This window comes from Brevibacillus sp. RS1.1 (genome assembly GCF_013284365.1).
GTDB lineage: Bacteria > Bacillota > Bacilli > Brevibacillales > Brevibacillaceae > Brevibacillus > Brevibacillus brevis_D.
On sequence record NZ_JABSVA010000006.1, the window covers coordinates 194651 to 217968 of the forward strand.

Sequence of the window (23318 nt, forward strand, 5' to 3'; positions counted from 1 at the left end):
GTGAAAATCAAGATAAAGGACTATACCTATCTCAATGAGTTGATAGTCAAAAAAGGGTTTAATAAAACCGATTTCAGTAAACAAATTCCACTCTCTCAACCTATGACAATTCAAATCTGCAATGGTGACCGGAATCCTAGCCCGCGTACAGCGAAAAGGATTTCGGAAGTGTTAGAGGTTAATTTTGACGACGTGTTTGTGATCGAGAAATCACATAAGAAAAAGTGTAAGGAAGAAAGAATAAATGGAGAAAAGTGAGGTGGATACTGGTGGAGCGTTTAACTGTCAAAGAGGCTGCTGTATACATCAGGATTTCTGAGTATACGTTACGGGAAGCAGTTCGGAAGAAACAAATACCCCATTACCGGATAGGAAGCCGAATTTTGTTTCGAAAAGCGGCTCTGGATGAATGGATTGAACAGCAAGAAAAGGCTAACTGCAAGGCGACATAGCATATCAAAACTATCCAGCATTTTGAAGGAGGACTGACAGGTGAATCTGGTGACAATCAAACAAGCGGCTGAACGACTGGATAAGGCAAAGCAAGCTGCCGAAAAAGTGAAAAGAGAAACCCGGGCAGAAACCGAAAAAAGGCGTCTAATAAGACAACAAATTCGGACAATGGGGGTTGATCCAGACAGATTGGATGAAGCTATCAAGCAGTTGGAACAAGAGCTAGAAGAATCACTAGCCCAAGGCGCTTAGTGTATAGTCAATTGAAAGGAGTTTTTGGGGAATTCGAACAGAACAAACCCTCAAGGTATAACGGGGTACGTTTCCCGGCCGTGTTGGAGGGCTAGATAAGGCAAATAGGCGGGCTTTCTACCGTGAGCTGTGTGTATGCACTGTAGGAAGCCCATTTTTAATTTTTCGGGTAAATAATAGTCAAGCCCCTGTTCAACGCAAAAATCGGCAATTCTAGTCCGTCCGGTGAAATGGTAGACATGTGGTACAGGAATAGTTTACAGGCTGGAGAACTGTGCAAGAGGCGCTACAAGAGGCGAAATCTGAAAAACGGAGTAAATAGAAGCTACAGCGAGAAAGTCAAAGGTCAAATCACTAGTAAAGTATGTCTCATAAAATGCCCGAATTTGCCTGAATACGGCTTAATTCAGGAATAAGAACGTTTGTTCTGTGCATATATTTTTTCGACCAAAACGGTAGGGGGTACTAAAGAAACTAAAATCCATTGGTGCAAGAGAAACGCAAAAGTACCCCCCTTTCAAAATTGCAGGTGTCATTATATTTATCTCTTCTAGTAGTAATATACTTATTACTACTAATTATTAATAATACTATATATAATTTATATTTATTGAATATTATTATATATTATATATAGTGTTTTTGGGATTCAGGTACTTACAAAAAAAGGAATTCATAAACCCAGCTTTTAGTCCTCAAAAGGCTCCTTGACAGCTGAAGTGTCGCATGATAGCTTGAACATAAACAGTTTAATAAGTGGTCGGTTTCATCGTTACGACCCTGCTAAAAGAAACGATCGGCGGAGAGGTGTGCAAAGGCTCCCCAGCATTTAGGAAGCGGCTTTAGAAAGGCTTCCAGTGCTGGGGAGCCTTTTTATTTTTGGGGTAAAGGAGCGGTACACATGGAAAGTATCTCCAAGAAAAAGAAGAACCGACGGGAATATCTGAGAGAATATGCTCGTCAGTGGCGTAAGGCAAATCCAGAAAAGGAACGGGCAAACCAGGAGCGTTACAGGCGTCGGCGTTTAGAAAGGCAGCAACTGGAGGAATGCATTCCAGATGCTTCTTCTTGAGGGAGAAGACCGAGGCTATTCCGGCGGTATACCCTAAATTTACGGAACGAAACTATGAATAACGAAAGGCAGAATCGCTAATGGATACTGGATTACCTATTTTCAAAGACGGCAGACTTGATACTAAATCATTACGGGCTATGGGCGCTGCCTATAAACAATTTCGAAAAGTAATGGATAAACAGCTAGAAGAAGCAAGCGCATTTTTTGACGATGAGCGTTTATACGCATGGGATGAGTTACAAGCAGAAGGTCTTCTTTCATTGGTTCATAACGTTCAAGTGAACCCGGATTACTGGCTTGCGAGGCGCTGGGCTGAACGTGTAAGAAAGAACAACTATGAAATAGCCAGCATTATTGACTTTATCGAATATTGTTTAGACCGGGTAATGGTGTGTTATGAGAAAAAATCAATACAGATTATGGCTCTAAATATCACCACCTGGGCTGGGTACGTAGATGACCTTATTCGTGCCTGGAAACAGGCGAGCGCTTAAATATTTACGACTATTGATTATTTGGGAGGGAGGAACTATAGGTGGATGAATTGGTCGAAAAACAGAAGTTTCATGCTCTGGCTGATGAAAAAAATTATATTGGAGAGCGACGTGGGAGGAAAGCGCTATTGTGCGGGGCGCGTCGAAAAAGAGTAGATGCGAGGTGTCGGCAGTATGCAGGTGCTGGAACCTCCCATCCAGGGTATGGACGGTACAAGTTTTGCGGTGGAAATAATACTGGGCCGAAGACCGCAGCAGGAAAGAGCACAGCTGCGCAAAATAGCCGGGTGCATGGTCTGTACGCTTCCGCACTGGACGAAGAAGAGCTGGAAATATACCAAGAATTGGCCCAACAAAAAGACCTGGGGTTGGAACATGCAATTTATGTTCTAAAGGCTAAAGTCATACGTTATCTTCGCCAATGGAAGGGTACGAACGAGAGACGGCGCGAAAAGACCACGCTTGAAACAGGAGAATATGACTATTCCTGGTACAGAGCTGGAACGATTGAGGATCGACCCCTTCTACGTGCACTGGCTGAACTGGGCCGACTTGTGGAGAAACAATCCAGGCTTAATCCCGATCAAGGTACAGACTTGTTGAGTCAGATTAACGCCGAGCTGCGGGCAGCTTCTCAAGGCAAGGTAAGCATTTCGTGGGGCGGCGCAGCTCAGCAGCGCATTAATCCAGATGAGCAACAAATGCCGCGAAATCCGTAAAAAGGGCGTCTAAAAAGCTGGGAAATAACGTAAAACCACCTTCATTAAAATGAATATAGGTGAACCCATGAAAGAGTGGATAGATTTGGGTGACTCTGACCTAGATACCGAAGTCTCCCGGAATTACACAGGTACTACTACCGCTTTTTGTCGCAGATGCAGAGAAACGGAGATATTCGACTATTACTTAGTAACGACAAAACACGAGATAAGCGGAGACTTGGAAGCCCAACATATACGGGTATGCCAGGGCTGTGATTTCGAAGAACTTAGGAGGGGATTTCTTTGATTCGTTTAGAGGGATACATTTCCAAGAAAATCGTTAAACGTTGGTTGGAGGATTATGCGGCTTTGGTAGTTAGCGACAGACCAATCGATGCAATACCAAGTAACTCCAGCCCGAAAGCTTACGACGGTGTAAGTGGTGGGCAGATTAACAAGATCATGGTAGATCAGGCGCTAGAGCAGTTACGCCAACAGAAGCCCCTCACCTATCGTTGCGCGCAAGCACGTTGGATTCTCCAACTAAGAACGGATGAAGCCTTACAGCGGTTAAAAGTCACAAAAACGGAGTACATAAAAAGCTGCACCGCCGCTGTTGATTATATCTACAAAAGTATTAACGGTAAGGCGCTGGGCGTCAAAATGTTGGTTGAGTTAATTATTAAGTAACAAGTAAAGCAATCAAGAAATAAAGAAGTCTTTATTTCTTGAACTTCACACAAAAATAAACAATCGACTTCTAGTTTATAAAGATAAAACTAAAAAGTTTACCTGAAGGGGAAAGGGTATAATGTCTGAATTCGTAATGGGGGCACGGCTGGAGCTGAACGACCAGTTTACAGGGCAGCTGCGTAACGTCATCCAGGCAACCGAAGGATACAGCGACGCAGTACGGGACTCGAATCAGCGTACTGGTTACTGGATAGACAGCCAAGGGCGGTTGCGGGACGAAATGGGACGTTATGCAAGACAAGCGGAGGAAGCCCAGGCTGTTACACAGGCTTTTAATATAGGCTTGCGGGCCGTAGCTCCCTTCTTAAGCGCGGTAGCTGCTGGACTAGGGGCAGTCGCTGTAGCGGCTGGTATCATGGCCGACGAAACAGAAGGAGCGACAGGCCGTATACAGGCGCAGACGGGCGTAACAAGAGTTCATGCAGAAGAACTAATAGAGTCCGCGAAAGATGTTTACCGGGTAGGCTGGGGCGAATCTCTGTCAATGGTTAGCGACGACCTGGCAAAAGTGCAGCAGAATATGAAGGGCTTAACACAGGCTGCTCAGGCTGAATTCCTAGAAGGAAGCTACGTTATTCGGGATGCATTTGGGGCCGAGATTGCGGAGACTTCTAAGGTAGTAAAAACCCTAAAGGCAAATTTCGACGGATTGAGTGAAACGGATGCCCTGGACTTGATTACAACGGGCTTCCAGCGTGGAGGAAATTATGCCGATGACTTCATGGATACACTCAATGAGTATTCAGTACACTTCGCGGGATTGGGTATGTCTGCTGACCAAATGATGGCGACGCTCATAGCGGGCAGCGAAGAAGGCGCATTTATGCTGGATAAAGTCGGGGATAGCGTAAAGGAAGCTTTTATACGCCTGCAAGACATGAGTACGGGCAGTATGGACGCCTTCAAGTCCCTTGGGCTGAATGGCGAAGAAATGGCCGCAAAAATTGCGGCAGGCGGTAAGGATGCTAACCAGGCCTTTCAGACTGTCCTAATGTCCTTGGGGGCCATGGACAGCGACCTAAAACGTAATACGGTAGGGGTGGCCCTGTTCGGTTCACAATGGGAGGATATGGAGGATAACGTAATTCTGGCTATGCAGAAAGGCCAGAAAGGCCTGCAAGGCTTCCAAGGAGCTACAGAACGAGCAGGAGACGCTTTGCATACCAGCTTTGGAGACCGCGCCAAGATATTATGGCGGAATGTTCAAATGGAACTGGCCGAAGCTGCGAAGCCATTGTACGGGGAGTTTACAGCGGGGCTTAACCAAGTTATTAACATGATGCCGCAGATATCTGTCGCTATCCAAACTATGGGCGAAATCGCGCTGGCTGCATTTCATGGTGCAATTGATACAGCGCAGTTTCTGGGGGGCGCGATAAGTGCGCTTAGTCCATATATAGCGGGCGTAACAGCGGCCTTTGCTGCGTACTATGGGCGTATCCTCCTTATTCAATGGGCAACGAAAGCCTGGGCAGCAGCGCAGATAGCCTTAAACGCGATTATGGCTATGAATCCGGTTACGCTTATCCTACTGGGCATAGGGCTACTTATCGGGGCGATTATCGAGCTAATGGGCGGATGGGACGCCGTACGTGAAAGCCTGGCGAAATTGTGGCCGTATATGGTACAAGCCTGGGAAGGTATCAAAGCAGCGATCCTACCGATTTTGCAGACGATCTGGCAAACTGTTACGCAAGTCTGGGCAAGTATCCAGGCGACAATTTTACCCGTAGTACAGAAAATCTTTAACGACGTGGTAGCCGCCTTTACTGCGATCCTAAATTTTATCCGTCCGTACTGGCCTACGATCCTGGCAATTATTCAGGTAGCGTGGGCGGGGATATCGTCGTATATCACTTCGTACCTGGGCCTTATTAAAACATTAATTACGGGAGCGTTTAACGCTATTGCAGCCATTGTACGGGGCGTCTGGGGTGTCATTAGCGGTATTATACAGACCGCCTGGGCTATCATTACAGGCATCTTCAAAACAAGCCTGGCGTTGTTACAGGGAGACTGGCAGGGAGCCTGGAACGCTATGACGGGAATGCTGGACGGCGTAATGGGCGGTATTACTACCTTCTTCGGTGGGTTGAAAGACTTGTTTTATGAAAGCGGAAAGGCGATCATTACAACCCTTGTAGACGGCATTAGGTCTATGGCTTCGGCCCCTGTAGAAGCGGTAAAGGAAATGCTGGAGAAGGTGCGCGAGTATCTGCCGTTTTCGGACGCGAAGAAAGGGCCACTGTCGGAGCTGACATACAGCGGCGGGGCTATTATGACCACCCTAGCGACGGGAGTAGACCAGAAGGGCGGCGTACTGTCCGACAGCATGGCAGCTGCGTTTAGTAATACACCGACGTTTACGGCAAGCTACCAGGGTGTGACAGCTTTTGATACGCCACCAGTTATGGAATCACAGTATCAGGGTGTAGCAGCTTTTGACGAGGGCTATCAGGTTAACGCCAAAGGAGTAAACCCAGCGGGTAACGTACAAGGAGGCACTAGCCGCAGTACGTCAATCGACAAGCTGGTAGACAAAATAGAGTTGCACGCTGCACCTGGTGTAGACGTAGACAGTTTAATAGACGAATTCATAGAGAAGCTGTACGAAAGGATAGCCGGGGCTGATGATGTACTGGGAACGGCCGATATGGGGGCGTTGCTGTGATTAAAAAGGGGGAATTAAAGATGAAGATAACAGACCAACTGGCGATTGAAAATGCTGTACTTAAACATGCAGTAAAATTGCACCCGTTTAATAATAGACAAGTGGTTTTAGCACTATCTACTGACTATGCTTGCATGTTAGATTTCGACGACGAAACTGGCCAACTGGATGCGAGCAGCGTGACCCGTGCCTTGAAAAGCTTGGCTGTAGAAGAACCGAACCTCTTCTATACCCCCGAAGCTGCTAAAGACTTGGACGAAGACAATCTCAAAGGTACAGCACCTGGAGGAAGCTTGCCGAGTTACAGCACCCTAAAATCAAAAGAACAGCGTATGGTAACTGACGCGCTTGAACGTATGGGTATTAAGAGACAAACAGAAAAAGGGGGAGAGTAAGCTTGAAAATTAAAATGTACGAAGAAATGCTGGAAAGCATTAAGCAGTTCGAAGCTGAGCAGCAGGGGAAAGCCGAACAACTAGGTACCGTAGTTACGGAAGTCGAAAACGCCCGGCAGAGGCTAAATGACCTGATTGAACAGGCTACAGACCTGGAGAATCCCGAAGAACTGGCTGTCGAAGTTGGCAAGGCTCAGGGAATGCTTACAATCGCGGAATCGAAACTTAATCGACTGAAAGCAGTGCTGGAAGTTGAAAGGAACAGGCCAGGTAAGCAGTTCCCCAATGGGATTACCGTAGCGTTCCAGAACGTTCAAAGCGAAATTCGAAAAAGAATTAATGACGGAAGCCTGCTACAGGAAGAATTCCAGCCAATCCTGGATGAACTGGATGAGCATAGACAAACATACATGGCAAAGCTGGAAGCGGTCTTTATCAAAATGCACCAGCTTAATAAAAACCTGAGCCATATCCAGCACAGTACGGCTAGCGCGGTCACCAGATATACCGGGAAAGAACAACGCTTTGGTATGCTTGGCCCTGAGCAACTTAGTGAATCAGACTTTAATAAATGGGCCTGGGTTGAGAAGTACTCATACGATAATGACTTAGCTAGTGCTCGAAAAGCGGCTTTAAAAGCTGTACACCCGGAAGTTATACTACCACCGCCTCCTACACCGCCAAACGTAGTTTACCCGTCCAGTAACGTGGCCCCAAATGCAAGGATTGTGTAAATAAAGAAAGCCGCTGGGGGATGTCCCTCTAACGGCTTTTGTTTTGCTTGTTTAGTGCTTCGGTTAGTTCATCCCATAAAGGTGTGACTTGTTTTCGGCCTTCTGCCCATGCCCGAAGGTACTCCAGGGCTGCGTCTGGATCGCTGTAGGACAGGTCGCTAATTTTCTTGTGTAGCATAGCCCGTTTGTAGATATACTCTCTATCAATCGGTAGTTGCACGTTATTCTCCTGCATGTAACTCGTCCTTCCTGGTCTTCTTTTTACGCCTTTTTGTGATTTGGAGGATATTTCTATCATCCCAATTTCAAAGCGTCTATAAACGGTACCCAGGACAGTCTAGAGCTGTTCACTCAAAAGAAATTTGCAATGATCTACCCTATAGCTCCGTCTGGTAAGGAGTGTCTTCCAGGAGGTTTATCACCTGTATAGCTGATGATAGAAGTAAATACCCGCGTCATAAGGATGTAAGCTGCCACAGGGTCTTTCAAGTAGGGCGGTTTTGCGTATGGCCCGCCTATGGGGCCTATGGCTTCGCCTTCAGCTTCGGCCAAGCATGCTTTATACTGGAGAATAGTCAGTGCAAGGGGGCTGCCTGTAATTTCGCCATCTTGGAAAGTGAGAACGTATTCTATGCTACGAATCGTTCCTTTGATGCTGAATTTCATTTCCCTGTCACCCGCTTTTAATAGGGAGTTTTTTGGGGACGAGGTGGGGACAAAAACCGTCCCCACGTACCAACATTAAGCAATATAGAACAACATGCGAACAGTTTAATCCCTTAATAGACAAGGCTTTTACTCACTTTAGCCATATTCAGCAACAACGCCTATTTTCCCGCATACGGGGCATGTGGAGTCGGTGGCTTTGTTGGTTAGTACAGTTGCCCAAGAACCATATAAATAGAGAGCATTTTCATTAGGACAGCTTGTTGATTTGATTGGCACAGAGGTAGTTAATGGGTATTGGTGATAAATTGGTGTTAAACATAGCAAGGACTAGCCTAATTAAGCATAGTTCTGCAGATTATTACAGTGGCCAAAACAACAACGACGTACCTTTACTTCAGAATTCAAAAAGCAAATGGTAGGACTCTATGAAAAGGGAAATTCAGAGCAGCGATTGTGGCGGAATATGACCTCACAGCCTCCGCTTTAGACCGCTGGATCAAGTAGGCTCAAACAACAGGCTCCTTCAATGAGAAGAACAATCGCTCTTCAGAAGAAAATGAGCTGATCGCTTTGCGAAAAGAGAACCAGCGTTTGAAAATGGAGAACGATATTTTAAAGCAAGCCGCGATGATCATGGGGCGAAAGTAGCTATCATCCAGAACAACCTTGATAAATACTCGGTATCAGCAATGTGCCACGTCCTGCAAATCGCAAGAAGTACGTTTTACTATGAAGCGAAAGAACAACCGAACGAAGACGCTCTAGCGATCTGACGTATGTAAAGGTCCAGAACCGATGGCATTACATTTGTGTGCTGGTTGATTTGTTCAATCGAGAGATCATTGGGCATAGTGCGGGTCGAAACAAGGACGCTGCACTGATTTCCCGCGCTTTTGCGACGGTACAAGGCAATTTACGCCAGATTGAGTGGTTTCATACCGACCGTGGCAGCGAGTTCAAAAATCAAAAGATGGATGAGCTCTTGGAGTCGTTTGAAATCGGCCGATCACTAAGTATGAAAGGCTGTCCGTACGACAACGCTGTGGCTGAAGCCACCTACAAGGTCATGAAAACAGAGTTTGTGAACCAGATGAACTTCCAGAGTCTTCGTCATCTGGAGCTGGAATTATACGATTACGTGAACTGATTTAACAAGCATCATATTCATGGGACATTAGGCTATATGACGCCTGTTCAGTATCGCCAAGAAGCCCTTAAAATAGTTGTCTGATTTACTATTGACAATCCATTAATAATTGCACATGGAACAGAGTTTTGGACTTGGTAAGTGGAAATAAAGAAGGGGCTGTTTCAAAAGTCGATTTTTCCGACTGAGAGACACCCCATTTTTAATATCGAAAATCATGATACATCAGCGTCTCAGAGGGACTTCTCTAGTTGTATAGTTGAAAGGAAGATGTGGAAGCATTCATTCAATCTTACTCTAAACAGATTGAATCTGCCCCCTACTTTCACATAGAGTACAATGCCAACGGGAAAAGCAAATTTTATAGAAGTTACCTCTGATACAGAAAATTGTTATACGTGCTCATTTAAAGGGTTGGATGTTTTTAATATCAAGGTAGAAAAATTGGTCGAAGAGATTCATAAAATATCCCCATATGACCGAGATCACTGGGAACTGAGGGGACTGTATATATTTCCGCAAATTGGTATGCGTCTCTGGAGACCTATTATTCGAAAGGAAGAGGATTTCGAACAAGAATGGTTTAGGATATGTCTCTTAGCTGCTGGCAGTATTAAGTTTTGGCGTGCTACTCTCAAGTAGTTTCAGTCAGCCGTGGACGTCTACAGGCCGAAGAGATAGGGACAGGACGGATAGTAAACTTAGACGATCAGAAACTTGTCAGAGCAGCTCTTGATGGGACGATAAAGTGCGGTGACGTCACATCCATTGTTAATGGCGTTATGCAACGCTACATATCCTCTCGTGACAGCGTAGTGGTCTCTCGGTGTGCAGTGTACTGAATGATGTTTAATTTTCGGGCGATTTTGAATTGAGATCAGGAGGGAAACGCACGTGGAGCTGCCGCGAGTGGCATCGACTCATTCCCGGGGCATGTATGGAACCTTGATACAGATTGCGGATAATCTCGACTTCCGGAATCCGATATTTCATGGAAGGGGGAAACGGAATCGGTCATTAGGGAGTGCTCAAGCGTTTGTTGTTGAGTTGGCTTGTTTCGCGAGAAGCTGAAACGGTACATGATCCCAGGGGGAACTCAGTTTATTTATACTTCGGATTACATGGATAGGTATTTGAAATGAAGAAAATTCCTCCCCTCGGGATCGCGGATTTTCTCATAGATTGGCACTGATTAATAAATTCGTAGCCTCGACAGCCAGCGCGCGACGCATTGAGATGATTTCTGACCATCACTGGGTGCTTTAATCCAAGCAATTTTTCAATTCAATCAGCTTATTCTCAATTGGTGTTCCATTTACTACCATTTATGCAAATTTATTTGTTAAATAATGGGATTAATGGTAATTTAATTTCAGGAAAGAATTCCAAAATTATCAAGGAGTGATGTATAATGAAAAAGGTAACTAAATCGATTTGTGTTTCAATGAGTGCGCTATTAATCATGACTTCAGTGCCGGTGGCGGGTTTTGCAGCTGAGCAAAATGCAAATGTGTCTTTCCAAGAAGTTGAAGAAGCCTTTATCAAAAAGGTCGATAAATATGTAAAAATCGACTCCAAAACGAAGAAATTTTCACTATCAGCTAAGGCAAAGGAAAATTTGAATAGAGAGGAATTAGGAAAGGCAGAAGCTCTTATCAAACAAGCAAATTTTGCCGTTGATCAACACGGAAAAGACTTGAAAATAAAAGGTAATACCTTAGTTTTAAGTGAAGATGTAAAAAAACAATCTTTAGCTGCAATTGACACTAGTGAATATTGGGATTATGAATTGTTTTGGTGGGGTTACCGGATATACTTCTCTGACGAACTATGTGAAGATATTAGACGTCGTGCGATGGAAGTTGGGGCTAGTGGAACGATAACTGCTGGTGTTTTAACATATCTTGGTGTACCTGGATGGGCTGCTGGTATTATTGTCGGTTTTGGGGTTCTTACATTGGCAAAGATTAACAGAACCAATGAAGGTAATGGAATATACCTTGATGCATTTCATGGAACTAACCCATCAAATTTTCATACCATAAAAATATATCCAGCATAATATTTTAAAATCGAAAATAATCGGATGGGTGTGTAAGATATTTCCATCCGATTATTTATTGATTTAGTGAAGGGGAGGAAAACAATGTTCTTACTTTTCCGTTTCATTATTCATGGCATCTTAGGAGTTGCGTTGATGGTTGCAATAAGGAATAACACATTTGTGAATACAATGGAGGTAGCATTGATAGCGCTTCTACTATCTTTTTCCGCTATCTCTCTATTTTTAGACTATAGACAAGAAAAAGGCATGACAGGAAAATTCCAAACAGCTTTGTATACGCATATAGGCGTGAATGCGTTTGTTATTTTTCAATACTTCCTTTTTTAACTATCAATGGGATGCTAAAATATCCTGCAAAAGTCCACTTTTTTTAGAACACCTAAACAATCAGTGAAAAACGAGCCTAGATTCGCTTCTAAGGCTCGTTTCACGTTTAGGGAGACATATATTTGTCCCCCTAAAATCATTGGTTTTTCGAAAACCACCATTTTTGCAGCAGTCTCTGTGAACGCTCGCTAAATTGTTGACCACATTGCTCAACAAAAAGTTACCCACCTGACAGGCTGAACACACATCATCATTTTCTCACCTATTAGCTATTTTTTTACTGAGCCGAGGAGAGTCAAGGACTCACGTAGCAAGGGGGGTTAACGCAGGTGATCAACTCGGAGATGAGCGTTTTCCCCAAAAATGGTCAACTTTTTGATGAGCGTTTACATAAGGAAAACGAAACGGTTTTCCCCACCTTCTTTACTTTTTTAGGGACTTTTTAGACAGCCCCCTTTTTTCTTACTCTTCTTCCTCATGGAACGGAATCCAGAATTCCTTGCCCTCGTGTTCGATGAGTTGATCTAACCACTCAGTAAACGTCAGGTCTATGTCTATCGAGTTGTCGGGGTCAATCGTTTGAATCCGTGTGAGGTATCCGCGCCCGCTGTGGAGTCTGTCCTGATCAACGCATACACAGCCTACTGAGTGGCTGCTCAAACGATTTCAGTTTCGCCTTTATGTCGGTGATAGATTCGTTCGATGGGTAAAGCACAGATTTATGTTCTTCGTTTGTAATGTGCACGTTTCCATCTATAGATGTCCTACTCCCCTTGATCTTACTAATGAAGACTTCAAAAGGATTACTCACGCGATCACATCCTCCAGTGAAAATTAAGGACTGCCAGTTGAATGACAGTCCTTTTTTACGGTTATCTTCGGTAATTCAACCACCAATCCTCGACTTCCCTAACTTACTGCCAAAAAGCCGAGAGCTTAGCCCCAGCTTTTTGGCAGTCATGCATTAGTCGTCCGATTCATCCTGAAGACACACTATAAAAGGCGTCCTTTTTTCTTACTTTTCCTCCTCAATAGGTCGATCCCAAAACTCAATTCCGTCATGCTCAATAAGTTGTTCCAGCAACTCTGTGAATGTCAGGTCTATGTCGATAGTATCGTCTGGTAGTATCGATCCAACCCATGTGAGGTAACCTTTGCCACTATGTATTCTGTCTTGATCCACACATATACAGCTATTTGAGATATCACTCCAAACGATAGGATAGTAAGGATGGTCGATGCTGTAGGCTTTCCAGTACCCAATGACGAGTTCGGTACTTAGCACATCATAACCCCCAGAGTTATGCTTGGCGCTCTTGAATAGGGTTGCACTTTTGTAGCGGCTTAAAAAACTGACGTAATCCTCTGGTAACTCAAACGATTTTAATTTCTCCTTTGTGTCTGTGATAGACTCGTTCGAGAAGTAGAATGTAAATTGATATTCCTCGTTTTTGATATGAACGTTCCCGTCTACACTTGTCTTACTTCCCCTGATCTTACTAATGAGGGCTTCAAAAGGATTATTCACAGGATCACATCCTTCAATGAGAATAGGGACTGTCAATTGAATGACAGCCCAATTTTACGTTAATTTCTGAGATAACTTCTCCACCAGTCAGTGACATCATCATGATACAGGATGTTAGAGTTGCTGTTCGGATATCTGAGAAGAGGAATCAACTTACTCATATCATTCGATCCATAGTATTCTAGCGGGATCATATGATGGAGAAACCTCATCCCAAGCCAAAGTGTTGAGCGACACCATAGTTTTTTTCGTAGTTATCTATAAAATTATTTCTAAAGTTATTATCGCTCACACAGTTGTTCGCAAGCTTGCGAGGATATATACTCTGCTTTTCCTCTAAACTGCAATTAGTTTTAAAAAGGTTGGGAGATTTTTGTGATGTCAAAAGAGCAGATCAAGCAGTGGATCAAAGAGAAGAATATGAAGTCGGTAGACGCCGTGAAATCAGGGTTAAAGGAATTGTTTGCAGAAACGATCCAAGAAATGCTCGAAGGAGAGATTGAGTCCACTCTTGGGTATGCCAAGCATGTCGCCAAAAATAAGCGGAGATGGATTGGCGGACTGAAAAAGTGGGGCGGAGAACCTCGCTTTTCTGTACTAATATGTTACCTACTACAAATGAAACATTATCCGTTGAAAGTAGAGAGTGGGTCATGGCTGCTACTAAGTAACTGAATAGGTGCATCTATTCGGTATGTCTTGTATGTATCTGGTTTATCACCAGACATGTTCCCCTAACCAAAAATAAGATTCACCAACGATTTAATAATCCAAATGCCTATAACAATAGCAAAGTATTCAAGAATAATAAACTTCCAAGTGGCATTATGCTTACTTAATCCATACCTAAACAAACTGAAAAAGAATATGCCTCCAGCAATTTCAAGCAGCTCTATGAAACTAAAGACAGATTCGCTCATATACCTTTACCACCCCCATGACCTAAATTATACCAAATATGAAAAGGATGCCTAGAAGACATCCCTTCATATTCTTCAAATCTACTAATCCACTACCCAATGATCTACTTTAACTGTTCCATCCTTCTCAACCTCAAAACGGGCACGATACTTCCAGCTATAATCTTTCCCAGTTTCGCTAATGTAAATGAGGGAAATCTCTGTACCACTTTTCGGGACTGACGCTGAAATAATATCACCCCAAAGAGGTACTTTTTCTTGTTGCATCCATGCTAATGCTCCCAGTGCATAGTCTCCATACTGAAACGGTTTTTCAAAGCGGTCTTTTAGCTTCAATAATCTTGCCATATATGGCATTTTTCCTCCGATTCTGAAACTGACATAAGTCCCTGCTCCTTCTGCTGCTTTTTGTGCAAACTTTCCACTGTACTGATTCCACCAGGTTTGTGTGAAGTTCTGGGTGTAATAGTGGAGATCAGGTCTTTTCAAAAGAACTAATTTTCCTTTGTGGATGGTGTACTCTATGGGCATTGTGTCGTCAATGTAAATCATGTTTGTCCTTTTTTTAATAACTTCATCACAACCGCAGTCTTCCCTGGTTGGTACAACCATGTTATTAGCTGAATCTTCTAGAATGTCAGGGCTATTCTTCCACGTAGTGTCTACTATGGTTTCTACGTTTTTGGCGTTTGCGTCAACGGGATACTTTGCGGCGGATTGAGCCTGAGATTCCTTTGCAAAAGAGACAGAGGGGACAAATAGTATGACTGTGCATAGGAGAGAAAGTATAAACTTTTTCATCGACTTACCTCCAATGGGATTTTTTTACTTACGTTGTCATATTATCAAGAAGTGTTTAATTCGGTACATCGGTCAACTATCTTAATTATTCATTGTAATACTTGTAAAACTTGTAAAAAAGGTCGGGAATTAGCATCCCGGCCTTTTTAGCTGATGTATTTATGTGAATCTACTTTGTCAGGAGGGTATATCTTATCTTCCTGCCAATCTTTTCTTTCTTTACGTCACTTAAATAAGGCAACGTATTTTTGAACATAACATGTGCATTACTAAACGTAATACCTCTTTTCAGAAGTTCATTACATAGAACATTCTGCCAAATCATACCATCCTCAGTTTTGCTCAATATTTCTCTAATAAGTTGGGCGATCTCTGAATAATCGTAGTGAGAGTGAGTTTTCCTACTCTTGAACGAAAAATCTTTTTTAACAGACGAGGTACAGTCTAATTCCTTAATTCGGTTTAACACTTTTTTCGTTTCTAACATCAAGGCTTTTTCTTGTTCTTGCAATAATAATCTTTCAAGTAAAATTTTGTTCAATTTCTCGTTTAATTTATTTCGCTCTCTCAAGTTGGTATCCAATTTCTTTTTCATAGGATTCCCTTACCTTAAAAGATTGTCTTTACCCTACCACAGTATTCTTTGAACAAAGATTATTGGGTCTTTTCTTTCACCTAACTCGATGGTACTCTTGCGGATAAGGGGCGTAGGCTTCTTATTTATGGGACGTTCCATTGAATGGAAGCAGAGGAGCGTCCTTCTTTTTGTAGGAAAACTACGCTGCTGAGTACCAAGATTGCTCAATTCGATATTATCCCCCTTTTCGATTGATATTCTTTCTACGTTGCCACTCTACGATATAGTTATCTAGCTCCTGACTCACCTCCACCACAGTCTTGTCTGTTAACCTGCCATTTTTCTTTATAACCTCACTGAGTTTCTGTCGAAGACCAGCGATGATCTGGAGTAGGTCTTCATTACTGACTTTATGCCATTCATTCATTGCTACTTGGCCCCCATAGCCTCACCCCTCATTTGCAATATAACATTGATATCATAAGAACTATGGAAAAATTTACCTTGATACATTTGACGTATTTCGCTATTTTTCGCCAAAATAAAATCATATTTTGTCGATCAATTTTTGTTGATTCATGTTTGGTGCCTTGTTACAATGCTGTTCGATTGGTTTGTAAGAAAAAGGAAGTTTTTGTATTGGGGGGAATATAGTGCAAAAGAAAACGATCGGGGATATGCTGGCTGAATACCGGAGAAATAGCGGCCTGTCTTTTGCTCAGTTGGAGGATAGAACTGGTTTAAGCAGGGGTGTCCTACAGAAAATAGAGAGTGGAGAAACAAAACGCCCTGAATTTAAAACAGTGAAGTCGTTAACCACTTTATTTCCGTTTCCGTATGAAGAAATTATTGAAGGATACCTTGAGGATGAGACTAGGAGTGAAACGTTATTTGAAATTCTTCAGGAAATCATTCAATGTGACTATACTTCATTAGTCGAAAGAGTATCATTGAAATTTCTTCAATCTCCTAATGAGAAGACTGAGAAGGCATTAGAGCGACTTTATTGCTTCGCAGACTCCAATGCTATAGTTGAAGCAAATAACGAAATTTGTTTAGCTCTCTATAAGGTCATCGCAAATTATGCACGACAATCTGGTGAGCCGATATACATTGCAAAAGCTTTATTTAAGAAATATCTGATTGAACGAGATGATTTTACTAAATTACCTCAAACATATCAGTCTGGGGAGCAAATCTTGCATTATGCGGAGTTTTTATCTCCTGATGAACGAATACTTTTGCATTATAAACTGGGAGTCCATGCCTATAATCTCGGATTATTTGATGATTGCATCAAACTTTGTCAACATGTTTTAAAAGAAGATGGGACTGAAAGCAGAATCAAAGCTGATTCAACATTGGCAATATGCAACTCGCATTATTATTTGGGGGATTATGGGCTGTCAGAAAAATACCTTGAATTGTTTAGTCATTATTCATACCCACACGTAACTGAAACCGTAAAAGTAATGGAAGGGGCTATTAATGGGAAGAAGGGCAATCTTAACTTAGCTATCACGAAGCTACAAGCTTGTCTTTCAGAGGCTACGGACAATAATATCATTCACATTGTTAATGAATTATTTGAGTTATACCTAAAAAGCAATGATTTTCATTCTATAGAAAATCTTCTAAAGTATGAAGGTCAGATGAACAATGTAAATATACGAACTCCATTCAAGAAAACAGAATTAGCCTATTATTTTAGGTTAAAAGGAGATTATAAAATGCGTCTCGGTCTAATTAGAGATGCCGTAGATAGTTATTTAAAAGCTACCTTAGAGTACGCTAAAGTTAGCGCTCACGAAAAAGGATACGAATGTGTAAATCGAATTTTGAATTATTACACAAAAAACAAGAAAGAGATGGATTATTTCGTAATAAATGATATCCAAAAAGTGTATAATGAGCTTATAATATCCAGATAACTAGGAGGGGAAAGTGATGAACAAGCTTCTCTTGCGTATAATAATGACGGTGTTTTTAGTTGCTATACCTCAGACTATTCAAGCAACTGAGGTACAAGCCATTCCAAACCATTCTATGATAGTTTCCTACGGAACTGACCCAGGGTGGTAAAAGTTAGAAGCTTTACTCTTGTGTTGACAGATGCACTTTGACAACTATTGGTAAGGTGCTTTTTATTCATTTTATCTACACAAATATCTACAATACTTGCTGAAATGAAAAGGATGCCACCGCAGGTAATTTTGGAAAATAAGGAGGGTGCCCAGATGAAAAAGGTAATGACTTTGCTGGTATTATCGTTGTCCATGGCTGTGTGTGTCAATTGGCTGCCTACAGACGTGACTAACACTAATACGGCACATATATTTAAAGTAAAGCAGAACGTTGCTGACCCTGGGCATTAATTAGGTGACATATTCCTATAGAAAAGTGAACTCCTTTTGTACCTTGATTAAAATAATCAGGGTGCTTTTTATTTTGACTTGTCCGAGTCCTATCTTCATTCTAAGTACGAAGTGGTGCCTCTGTTGCGTAAATTACTTAGCGAATACTGCCACATCGGAAGCTTGTCTATTTTACGCAATCCACACATGTGGAGTGTACAGTGTTACTTAAATTAAAAGGGGCTTCCGATTAAGCCCCTTGCAAGAGTTCGCTCATTTCCTGAGGGTGAGCAATATTGTAATGAATTGATAGAGCCATCTTGATGGACTTCTATCTTTTCAATTACCTGATGGAGCAACGAATTTTTTAGACCCCACCCAATGCCGAATGATTTACATTTTAATGTTGCGGCAGAGTTTACCCTCGTTTGCTCCGTACCAAATTATTTAAGAATTTGTTGTACGCACAAGGTCCTTTCTTAAAGTTACGGGCAGGATAGTTCAAAAGTTTTCGAGAATAGCCTACATATGGGATTATTTACGAAGTTCCTGAATAAGACGTTATGCGCCATTACCGGTAAATAGTAAAGATAATATTTAAGGAGATAATTTATGAAAGGTAAGATACTCTTATTACTTTTTATTACAATACTGTTTTCATCTTGTCAAAATATTAGTCAATCGACTACTTTGAACGGCGAAACTAAATCAATAATTAATTCTGAACTGCCTCCTGATGTAGTGAGTACAGGTAATGGAACAGAATCGAAAGAAATCACTGAAGGTCGATCAGATCCTTCTAACAATGAAGTGTTATCCATGAACATTGGGAACTATGAATTGAAAGGAGAATTTTATGATGAAATGCTTCGAAATCCGATAGATCATGATTATGAAGTGGAATTTAATGAATATCAAAATTCCAAAGAGATTATTACAACATTGCAATGGGGGGCTTTGGAAAGCAGATATACAGAGATTTGGGATAAAGAGTTGAATCAAATATATAAAAAGCTTCTTTCTAAGTTGGATAGAGAACCAAGAGAAGCACTAATTGAATCGCAGAAAGAATGGTTACAGTATCACTTAAGGGAAACAAAATTTGTAGAGAAGACATTTATTGATAATCGTTACCTTGGATCACAAGGATCAGTAAGCCTAGGCAGGGCTATACGGGAGAGAATTAGGGAAAGAACAATGCAATTATTTGAATATCGATATTTGCTAGATCGTGAAGTTGAGTTTTTATACCAAAGTAAAAAATAGAGTTGGAATCTTGATCAAAGGTTTCTAGGTGATGCTTCGAAGACAGTAACGGCGCATAACACTGTGGGGCTACCACCCCTACTGTCTACTGGTCACATATGGAGTGCTGTACACTGTTAGTACGGAAAAATGAAAGCAAGAATCATTGGTGTCTAGACCCTTCCGAAATGTGGAAGGGTTATTTCGTAATAAATTTAATTCATCATGGAAGCGATAAGACTCTTAAGATATAACGGGTGGAGTAATGTGGGAGATTGGAAAGGAATCATAATTTACCTACCTTCGTTTTCTTATATTTTTCCAGAAAATATTTTATTTTCAAAAAAGTCAAAAGATTATTGACAGTCAGAAAAATACAAGCTATCATTACCAGTATATACCATACATTCGCGAATATGGTATAAATAACAATTTATCGGAGGCTATTATTATGAAAAAAATTACTGTGCAAAAAACCGAGCCTGTAAAATTGACTTCAGTAGCTAACACAATGTACGACTGCACATGTGAGCAGGCATAAAATATTTGTCAGTAACATGGAAAAGTGGGGCATTTGCCCCTCTTTTTCAATTATGAAGATAGCATGACAACATCCGGGAGGAAAGTCATGAACGAAAATCGCATGATCCAATTACACCCGTTAACATTTCTGGAGGATAAGCAAGGAGTCCTGATTGGGCGGTTTGGAACGGATACGTTTGCTGTTTTTCCTGAGGATGGAGCAGCACTTGTACGAAAACTGCAAGAGGGCATGGGGGTTGCCGAAGCGCATTCCTGGTATCAAGATACCTATCACGATGAAGTGGACATGGATGATTTTTTGCAGACATTACGTGACCTGACATTTATTTGTGATGTTGAGGAAAAGGAAACGAAAGCGCAGAAAGTATCGGGGCAATGGTTGGGTAAGCTAGCTTTTTCTCCACTTGGTTGGCTGATTTATGGTGCCATCATAACCTGTGCCTTGTGGTTGTTATTCCAATATCCACAGATTCGTCCGGGTCGATTAAGCATCTTATTTTCCGAATACGCCATGGTGGTTTTTCTTGGCATGACGATCGGTCAGATTCCAGGGATCTTGTTTCATGAATTGATGCACATGCTTGCCGGACGAAGACTGGGTATCCCCTCAGAACTAAGTATAGGCAGAAGAATGTACTTTTTGGTCTTCACATCTTCCATGCCAGGTATTTGGGGATTCCCAAAACGAAAGCGTGTTCTTCCCTTTTTAGTTGGAATGTTCGGTGATATTTTGTGGTATTCCTTATTGGTGATCGTTGCTGGTGCAATTTGGATAAATACAGGTGAGAAGACAATCATAGCTGCATATTGTATGGGACTAGCATTTACAACACTGTTGCGTTTCTTCTGGCAATTTTATTTTCATCTTCAAACAGATATCTATTATTTAATGATTACGATGTTGGGGTGTGTAAATCTTCAGGAGGCTACACGTTCCTATTTGAAAAATAGATGGTATGGACTAATTGGAAAAAAGAACAAGATGGTCGATATGTCCAAGTATACGGAACGGGATCATCAGGTAGCAAGATGGTACAGTTTTTTTTACGCAACTGGCTGGCTGATGATGACAGGAATGATGCTCTATATGATTCCGGTCGCTATTCAACTTTTAACGAATATTTTTCTCTCCATATTTACAGGAGAAGATATGAAATTCTGGGATTCCGTTGTTTTCTTGTCTATAACGGGAATCCAGTATGGAATTGTATTTTATCTATACCTAAAAGAGCGTAGAAACAAAAGGGAAATTCGGAATTTATCAATGGAACAGAGGGGATGAGTCGAAATGAAACAATCGATGACACACCAATGGCTGATTGGATCTCGGCGCAGCGACCGAGAAAAGAAGTACTTCGAAGAGCAATACTCCACATGTTATGTCAGCAATTGTCATTGCAATCTCCGAGGACCCTATACAGGTACTGGTGACCTTCTGCGCCAGATTATTCCGGAAGCTTATTCGAAATGGCCAGACCTGATTTTATCACACTGCATCGAGATCTTATCCATAGCACCAGAACTGAAAGCAGTCATTCCTGTTAGTGTAGAAACACTTACCTCTCTTGCTATTCCGAAAGAGAGAACACGTTATTATTCGAAATTGCGTACACTTCGCATGTCGAATGGTTTGATCGATCTTTTATTGGCATTAGCGAATCGGGAACGAATGGGAAAATTGACCCTGGTTTTTGAAAATGTGCAGGCCTGTGATCAACTTGATGCAGAATTTATAAGTACACTTCTGCGTCGTGCGAAGTCTGACCTGATTCAGGTGATCGTAAGTTCAAGTGAAATAGCGGAAAAGGAAGCCCTGAAAAAGGCGTTACAAACGTATACGGAGCCTACTACTATTCTTTCTGACATCGAACAAGATAGGGGGATAGTAAATCTATCTGACGAACAGCGACTTGAGCTAACGAAACGATACATATTTTCTGACTGCACATCAGATTGTGAGCAGGAATTGCTCGCCTATGAAGCAACTCCTATTGAAATTCGTCAGAGCCTTCACGAAGAGCGTGCAGAATCTCTTAGAAAAGAAGAGCAGTGGTCACTGCACTTAGGCGCCATTCCGTTTCATCTGGAGCGCGGTACTTCAGAGAAATCAGCTAGCGAAGCGTTGTTTAAAGCAGTTAGTTATAGCATTAACATGGGTTTTTACGATGCGACTATCGATATGAGCCTACGTGGCCGGAAACTGACGAATTGGAGCAGCGAATTTGATAATAGCCGGTATTTTACAATGAAAATGGCTACGTCTCTGGCTGCATTGGGTGAAACTGATGATATACCGACGCTTTTAGGAGAAGTGTACGCAAACACTGATGATTTTAGAGTTCATATGCAAATTTCATATGGATTTTCGATGTACTATACGAGGCATCACCGAGAACGAGAACACGAGAAGGCGAAAGAATGGATACAAAAAGCCATTGATTTGGCAGAATGGATTGAAGATGAAAAAGAGCGTGCATTTCAACAAGTATTTAACCAAAATGGATTGGCTTTAGTAGAGTTACATATGGATAATCCTGAAGAAGCGCTTCGATTGGTTACGGAAGGATGGCAAAGGTTAAATCAGACTCTTGCTCCTGATGAACATATGTTGCATCGTTCGGTGTTGCTTCATAATAAAGGGCTGATTTACGTAGCTTTAAAAAGGTTTGAAGAAGCAGCTGAAACATTTAGCCAAGTGATACAGATTGATTCCAATTATCCAGAATATTACTTTGATCGTGGAAACCTTTATAGCCGAATGGGGCGACTGGATGAAGCCATTGAAGATTATAACCAAGCGATAAAGCTTAGTCCTCCGTTTCCAGAGGTTTATTTCAATCGAGCTACTGCCTTCAATCGTCTTGGAGATGTGGAGAAAGCAATGGCGGACTATGACTACTTGCTTGATATAGAACCCGAAAATCTTGATGGATTACTTAACAGAGCTACATTATTGTATCAAATGGAGAAATTCGAAATGGCCCGAAAAGATGCTGAATTCGGTTTAGAAATAGAGCCTGATCATGCGCGGCTCCTGTGTACACTGGGTTTAATTGAAATGTCGGATGGTAATAATGATCAAGCACTAAAAACGTTTACCGCTGCCCTAAACAAGGATAGGGAAATGATGGCCGCTTGGACAAATAGGGCTGTCCTGTACTATGAGATGGGGGAGTATGACAGGGCCATAGCTGATCTAACTGAAGCTATTGCACTAGAGAAAAATGCAACCGTCCTTTACAACCGTGCATGGGTCTATGAAGCACAGGAGGAGTGGCAATTATCCATTTCCGATTATACAGAGGCCTTAGCGTTTTCTGATGCAGACCAACAAGATATTTACTATCGGAGAGGTTTGTGTTTTATCAAAATGGGTGATAGGGAACTTGGCACGGAAGATTGGAACAAGCATCTCATGTTTGGAGAATCACCGCATGTGAATGAAATGATGCAACTGTTACCTTCCCTGTTCGTTTCGAAATAATGAAATTTTTTGTGAGATGATAAGTGACTTACATTTGCGGCACAAAACGGTGTTAGGACTGTTTAGGAATAAGAAAAAGAAAAACGGCTGAAGTCCTCGATAAAAGGATTTCAGCCGTTTCTCTTCACAA

General features: G+C 41.9%; 21 protein-coding genes and 2 pseudogenes. 17 read left to right on the top strand and 6 right to left on the bottom strand.

Going from position 1 to position 23318, the window contains the following annotated elements; translation table 11 throughout:
* From HP570_RS20325 to HP570_RS20370, 10 genes are all read left to right on the top strand, one after another.
* Entirely contained in the window at nt 1-258 is a 258-nt protein-coding gene (locus HP570_RS20325) for a helix-turn-helix transcriptional regulator (RefSeq protein ID WP_173626918.1), read from the top strand.
* An 11-nt stretch (nt 259-269) separates the two neighbouring features.
* On the top strand, nt 270-452 hold the full coding sequence (locus HP570_RS20330) for a helix-turn-helix domain-containing protein (RefSeq protein ID WP_173626919.1): 183 nt from the start codon (nt 270-272) through the stop codon (nt 450-452).
* A gap of 40 nt (nt 453-492) precedes the next feature.
* Nucleotides 493-705, top strand: a complete 213-nt coding sequence (locus HP570_RS20335; protein ID WP_173626920.1) for a hypothetical protein — start codon at nt 493-495, stop codon at nt 703-705.
* Nucleotides 706-1606: 901 nt separating this feature from the next.
* Nucleotides 1607-1777 carry a hypothetical protein gene (locus tag HP570_RS20340; RefSeq protein WP_173626921.1) on the top strand — a complete coding sequence of 57 codons (171 nt, stop codon included), beginning with the start codon at nt 1607-1609 and terminating at the stop codon, nt 1775-1777.
* Between the two features lie 80 nt (nt 1778-1857).
* Nucleotides 1858-2274, top strand: a complete 417-nt coding sequence (locus HP570_RS20345; RefSeq protein WP_173626922.1) for a hypothetical protein — start codon at nt 1858-1860, stop codon at nt 2272-2274.
* Between the two features lie 41 nt (nt 2275-2315).
* Nucleotides 2316-2993 (top strand): hypothetical protein, encoded by a 678-nt coding sequence (locus tag HP570_RS20350; RefSeq protein WP_173626923.1) that lies wholly within the window; start codon nt 2316-2318, stop codon nt 2991-2993.
* 285 nt (nt 2994-3278) lie between these two features.
* On the top strand, nt 3279-3665 hold the full coding sequence (locus HP570_RS20355) for a hypothetical protein (RefSeq protein ID WP_173626924.1): 387 nt from the start codon (nt 3279-3281) through the stop codon (nt 3663-3665).
* A gap of 121 nt (nt 3666-3786) precedes the next feature.
* On the top strand, nt 3787-6399 hold the full coding sequence (locus HP570_RS20360) for a phage tail tape measure protein (protein ID WP_173626925.1): 2613 nt from the start codon (nt 3787-3789) through the stop codon (nt 6397-6399).
* A 20-nt stretch (nt 6400-6419) separates the two neighbouring features.
* Complete coding sequence (locus HP570_RS20365) at nt 6420-6794, top strand: hypothetical protein (protein ID WP_173626926.1); 375 nt, start codon at nt 6420-6422, stop codon at nt 6792-6794.
* 2 nt (nt 6795-6796) lie between these two features.
* On the top strand, nt 6797-7528 hold the full coding sequence (locus tag HP570_RS20370; protein ID WP_173626927.1) for a hypothetical protein: 732 nt from the start codon (nt 6797-6799) through the stop codon (nt 7526-7528).
* A 28-nt stretch (nt 7529-7556) separates the two neighbouring features.
* Here the strand turns inward: HP570_RS20370 and HP570_RS20375 are convergent, their stop codons facing one another.
* Complete coding sequence (locus HP570_RS20375; protein WP_173626928.1) at nt 7557-7763, bottom strand: hypothetical protein; 207 nt, start codon at nt 7761-7763, stop codon at nt 7557-7559.
* Nucleotides 7764-7900: 137 nt separating this feature from the next.
* Nucleotides 7901-8194: a hypothetical protein gene (locus HP570_RS20380; RefSeq protein WP_173626929.1), complete on the bottom strand. Its 294-nt coding sequence runs from the start codon at nt 8192-8194 to the stop codon at nt 7901-7903.
* 415 nt (nt 8195-8609) lie between these two features.
* Here HP570_RS20380 and HP570_RS20385 point away from each other — a divergent pair.
* Both HP570_RS20385 and HP570_RS20390 read left to right on the top strand, forming a co-directional pair.
* Nucleotides 8610-9428 (top strand): annotated as a pseudogene (locus HP570_RS20385) (IS3 family transposase).
* Nucleotides 9429-10755: 1327 nt separating this feature from the next.
* Nucleotides 10756-11406, top strand: a complete 651-nt coding sequence (locus HP570_RS20390; RefSeq protein WP_012684459.1) for a hypothetical protein — start codon at nt 10756-10758, stop codon at nt 11404-11406.
* 1345 nt (nt 11407-12751) lie between these two features.
* Here the strand turns inward: HP570_RS20390 and HP570_RS20395 are convergent.
* On the bottom strand, nt 12752-13264 hold the full coding sequence (locus tag HP570_RS20395) for an SMI1/KNR4 family protein (RefSeq protein WP_173626930.1): 513 nt from the start codon (nt 13262-13264) through the stop codon (nt 12752-12754).
* A gap of 369 nt (nt 13265-13633) precedes the next feature.
* On the opposite strand from HP570_RS20395, the pseudogene HP570_RS30125 reads away from it, so the two are divergent.
* A pseudogene (locus HP570_RS30125) lies at nt 13634-13810 on the top strand (IS256 family transposase); the annotation flags it as partial.
* A 458-nt stretch (nt 13811-14268) separates the two neighbouring features.
* Here HP570_RS30125 and HP570_RS20405 read toward each other — a convergent pair.
* The 3 genes from HP570_RS20405 to HP570_RS20415 all read right to left on the bottom strand — a co-directional run bounded on the left by HP570_RS20405 (nt 14269) and on the right by HP570_RS20415 (nt 15989).
* On the bottom strand, nt 14269-14985 hold the full coding sequence (locus tag HP570_RS20405; protein ID WP_088910652.1) for a hypothetical protein: 717 nt from the start codon (nt 14983-14985) through the stop codon (nt 14269-14271).
* A gap of 169 nt (nt 14986-15154) precedes the next feature.
* On the bottom strand, nt 15155-15580 hold the full coding sequence (locus HP570_RS20410) for a hypothetical protein (RefSeq protein ID WP_173626932.1): 426 nt from the start codon (nt 15578-15580) through the stop codon (nt 15155-15157).
* Nucleotides 15581-15797: 217 nt separating this feature from the next.
* Nucleotides 15798-15989, bottom strand: a complete 192-nt coding sequence (locus tag HP570_RS20415; RefSeq protein ID WP_173626933.1) for an aspartyl-phosphate phosphatase Spo0E family protein — start codon at nt 15987-15989, stop codon at nt 15798-15800.
* A 226-nt stretch (nt 15990-16215) separates the two neighbouring features.
* Here HP570_RS20415 and HP570_RS20420 point away from each other — a divergent pair, with 226 nt between their 5' ends.
* From HP570_RS20420 to HP570_RS20435, 4 genes are all read left to right on the top strand, one after another.
* Nucleotides 16216-17493, top strand: a complete 1278-nt coding sequence (locus HP570_RS20420; RefSeq protein ID WP_173626934.1) for a helix-turn-helix domain-containing protein — start codon at nt 16216-16218, stop codon at nt 17491-17493.
* A gap of 1035 nt (nt 17494-18528) precedes the next feature.
* Nucleotides 18529-19182 (top strand): lysozyme inhibitor LprI family protein, encoded by a 654-nt coding sequence (locus HP570_RS20425; protein ID WP_173626935.1) that lies wholly within the window; start codon nt 18529-18531, stop codon nt 19180-19182.
* 751 nt (nt 19183-19933) lie between these two features.
* Nucleotides 19934-20986, top strand: a complete 1053-nt coding sequence (locus tag HP570_RS20430; protein ID WP_254495387.1) for a hypothetical protein — start codon at nt 19934-19936, stop codon at nt 20984-20986.
* 6 nt (nt 20987-20992) lie between these two features.
* Nucleotides 20993-23188, top strand: a complete 2196-nt coding sequence (locus HP570_RS20435; protein ID WP_173626937.1) for a tetratricopeptide repeat protein — start codon at nt 20993-20995, stop codon at nt 23186-23188.
* Nucleotides 23189-23318: the final 130 nt, after the last annotated feature.

Excerpts from the sequence above, each read along its gene's own strand:
- HP570_RS20405 (WP_088910652.1), bottom strand. The coding sequence starts at position 14,985 with ATGAAAAAGTTTATACTTTCTCTCCTATGCACAGTCATACTATTTGTC.
- HP570_RS20345 (WP_173626922.1), top strand. The coding sequence starts at position 1,858 with ATGGATACTGGATTACCTATTTTCAAAGACGGCAGACTTGATACTAAA.
- HP570_RS20375 (WP_173626928.1), bottom strand. The coding sequence starts at position 7,763 with ATGCAGGAGAATAACGTGCAACTACCGATTGATAGAGAGTATATCTAC.
- HP570_RS20380 (WP_173626929.1), bottom strand. The coding sequence starts at position 8,194 with ATGAAATTCAGCATCAAAGGAACGATTCGTAGCATAGAATACGTTCTC.
- HP570_RS20360 (WP_173626925.1), top strand. The coding sequence starts at position 3,787 with ATGTCTGAATTCGTAATGGGGGCACGGCTGGAGCTGAACGACCAGTTT.
- HP570_RS20435 (WP_173626937.1), top strand. The coding sequence starts at position 20,993 with ATGAAACAATCGATGACACACCAATGGCTGATTGGATCTCGGCGCAGC.
- HP570_RS20430 (WP_254495387.1), top strand. The coding sequence starts at position 19,934 with ATGGGGGTTGCCGAAGCGCATTCCTGGTATCAAGATACCTATCACGAT.
- HP570_RS20415 (WP_173626933.1), bottom strand. The coding sequence starts at position 15,989 with ATGAATGAATGGCATAAAGTCAGTAATGAAGACCTACTCCAGATCATC.
- HP570_RS20340 (WP_173626921.1), top strand. The coding sequence starts at position 1,607 with ATGGAAAGTATCTCCAAGAAAAAGAAGAACCGACGGGAATATCTGAGA.
- HP570_RS20390 (WP_012684459.1), top strand. The coding sequence starts at position 10,756 with ATGAAAAAGGTAACTAAATCGATTTGTGTTTCAATGAGTGCGCTATTA.
- HP570_RS20365 (WP_173626926.1), top strand. The coding sequence starts at position 6,420 with ATGAAGATAACAGACCAACTGGCGATTGAAAATGCTGTACTTAAACAT.
- HP570_RS20410 (WP_173626932.1), bottom strand. The coding sequence starts at position 15,580 with ATGAAAAAGAAATTGGATACCAACTTGAGAGAGCGAAATAAATTAAAC.
- HP570_RS20425 (WP_173626935.1), top strand. The coding sequence starts at position 18,529 with ATGAAAGGTAAGATACTCTTATTACTTTTTATTACAATACTGTTTTCA.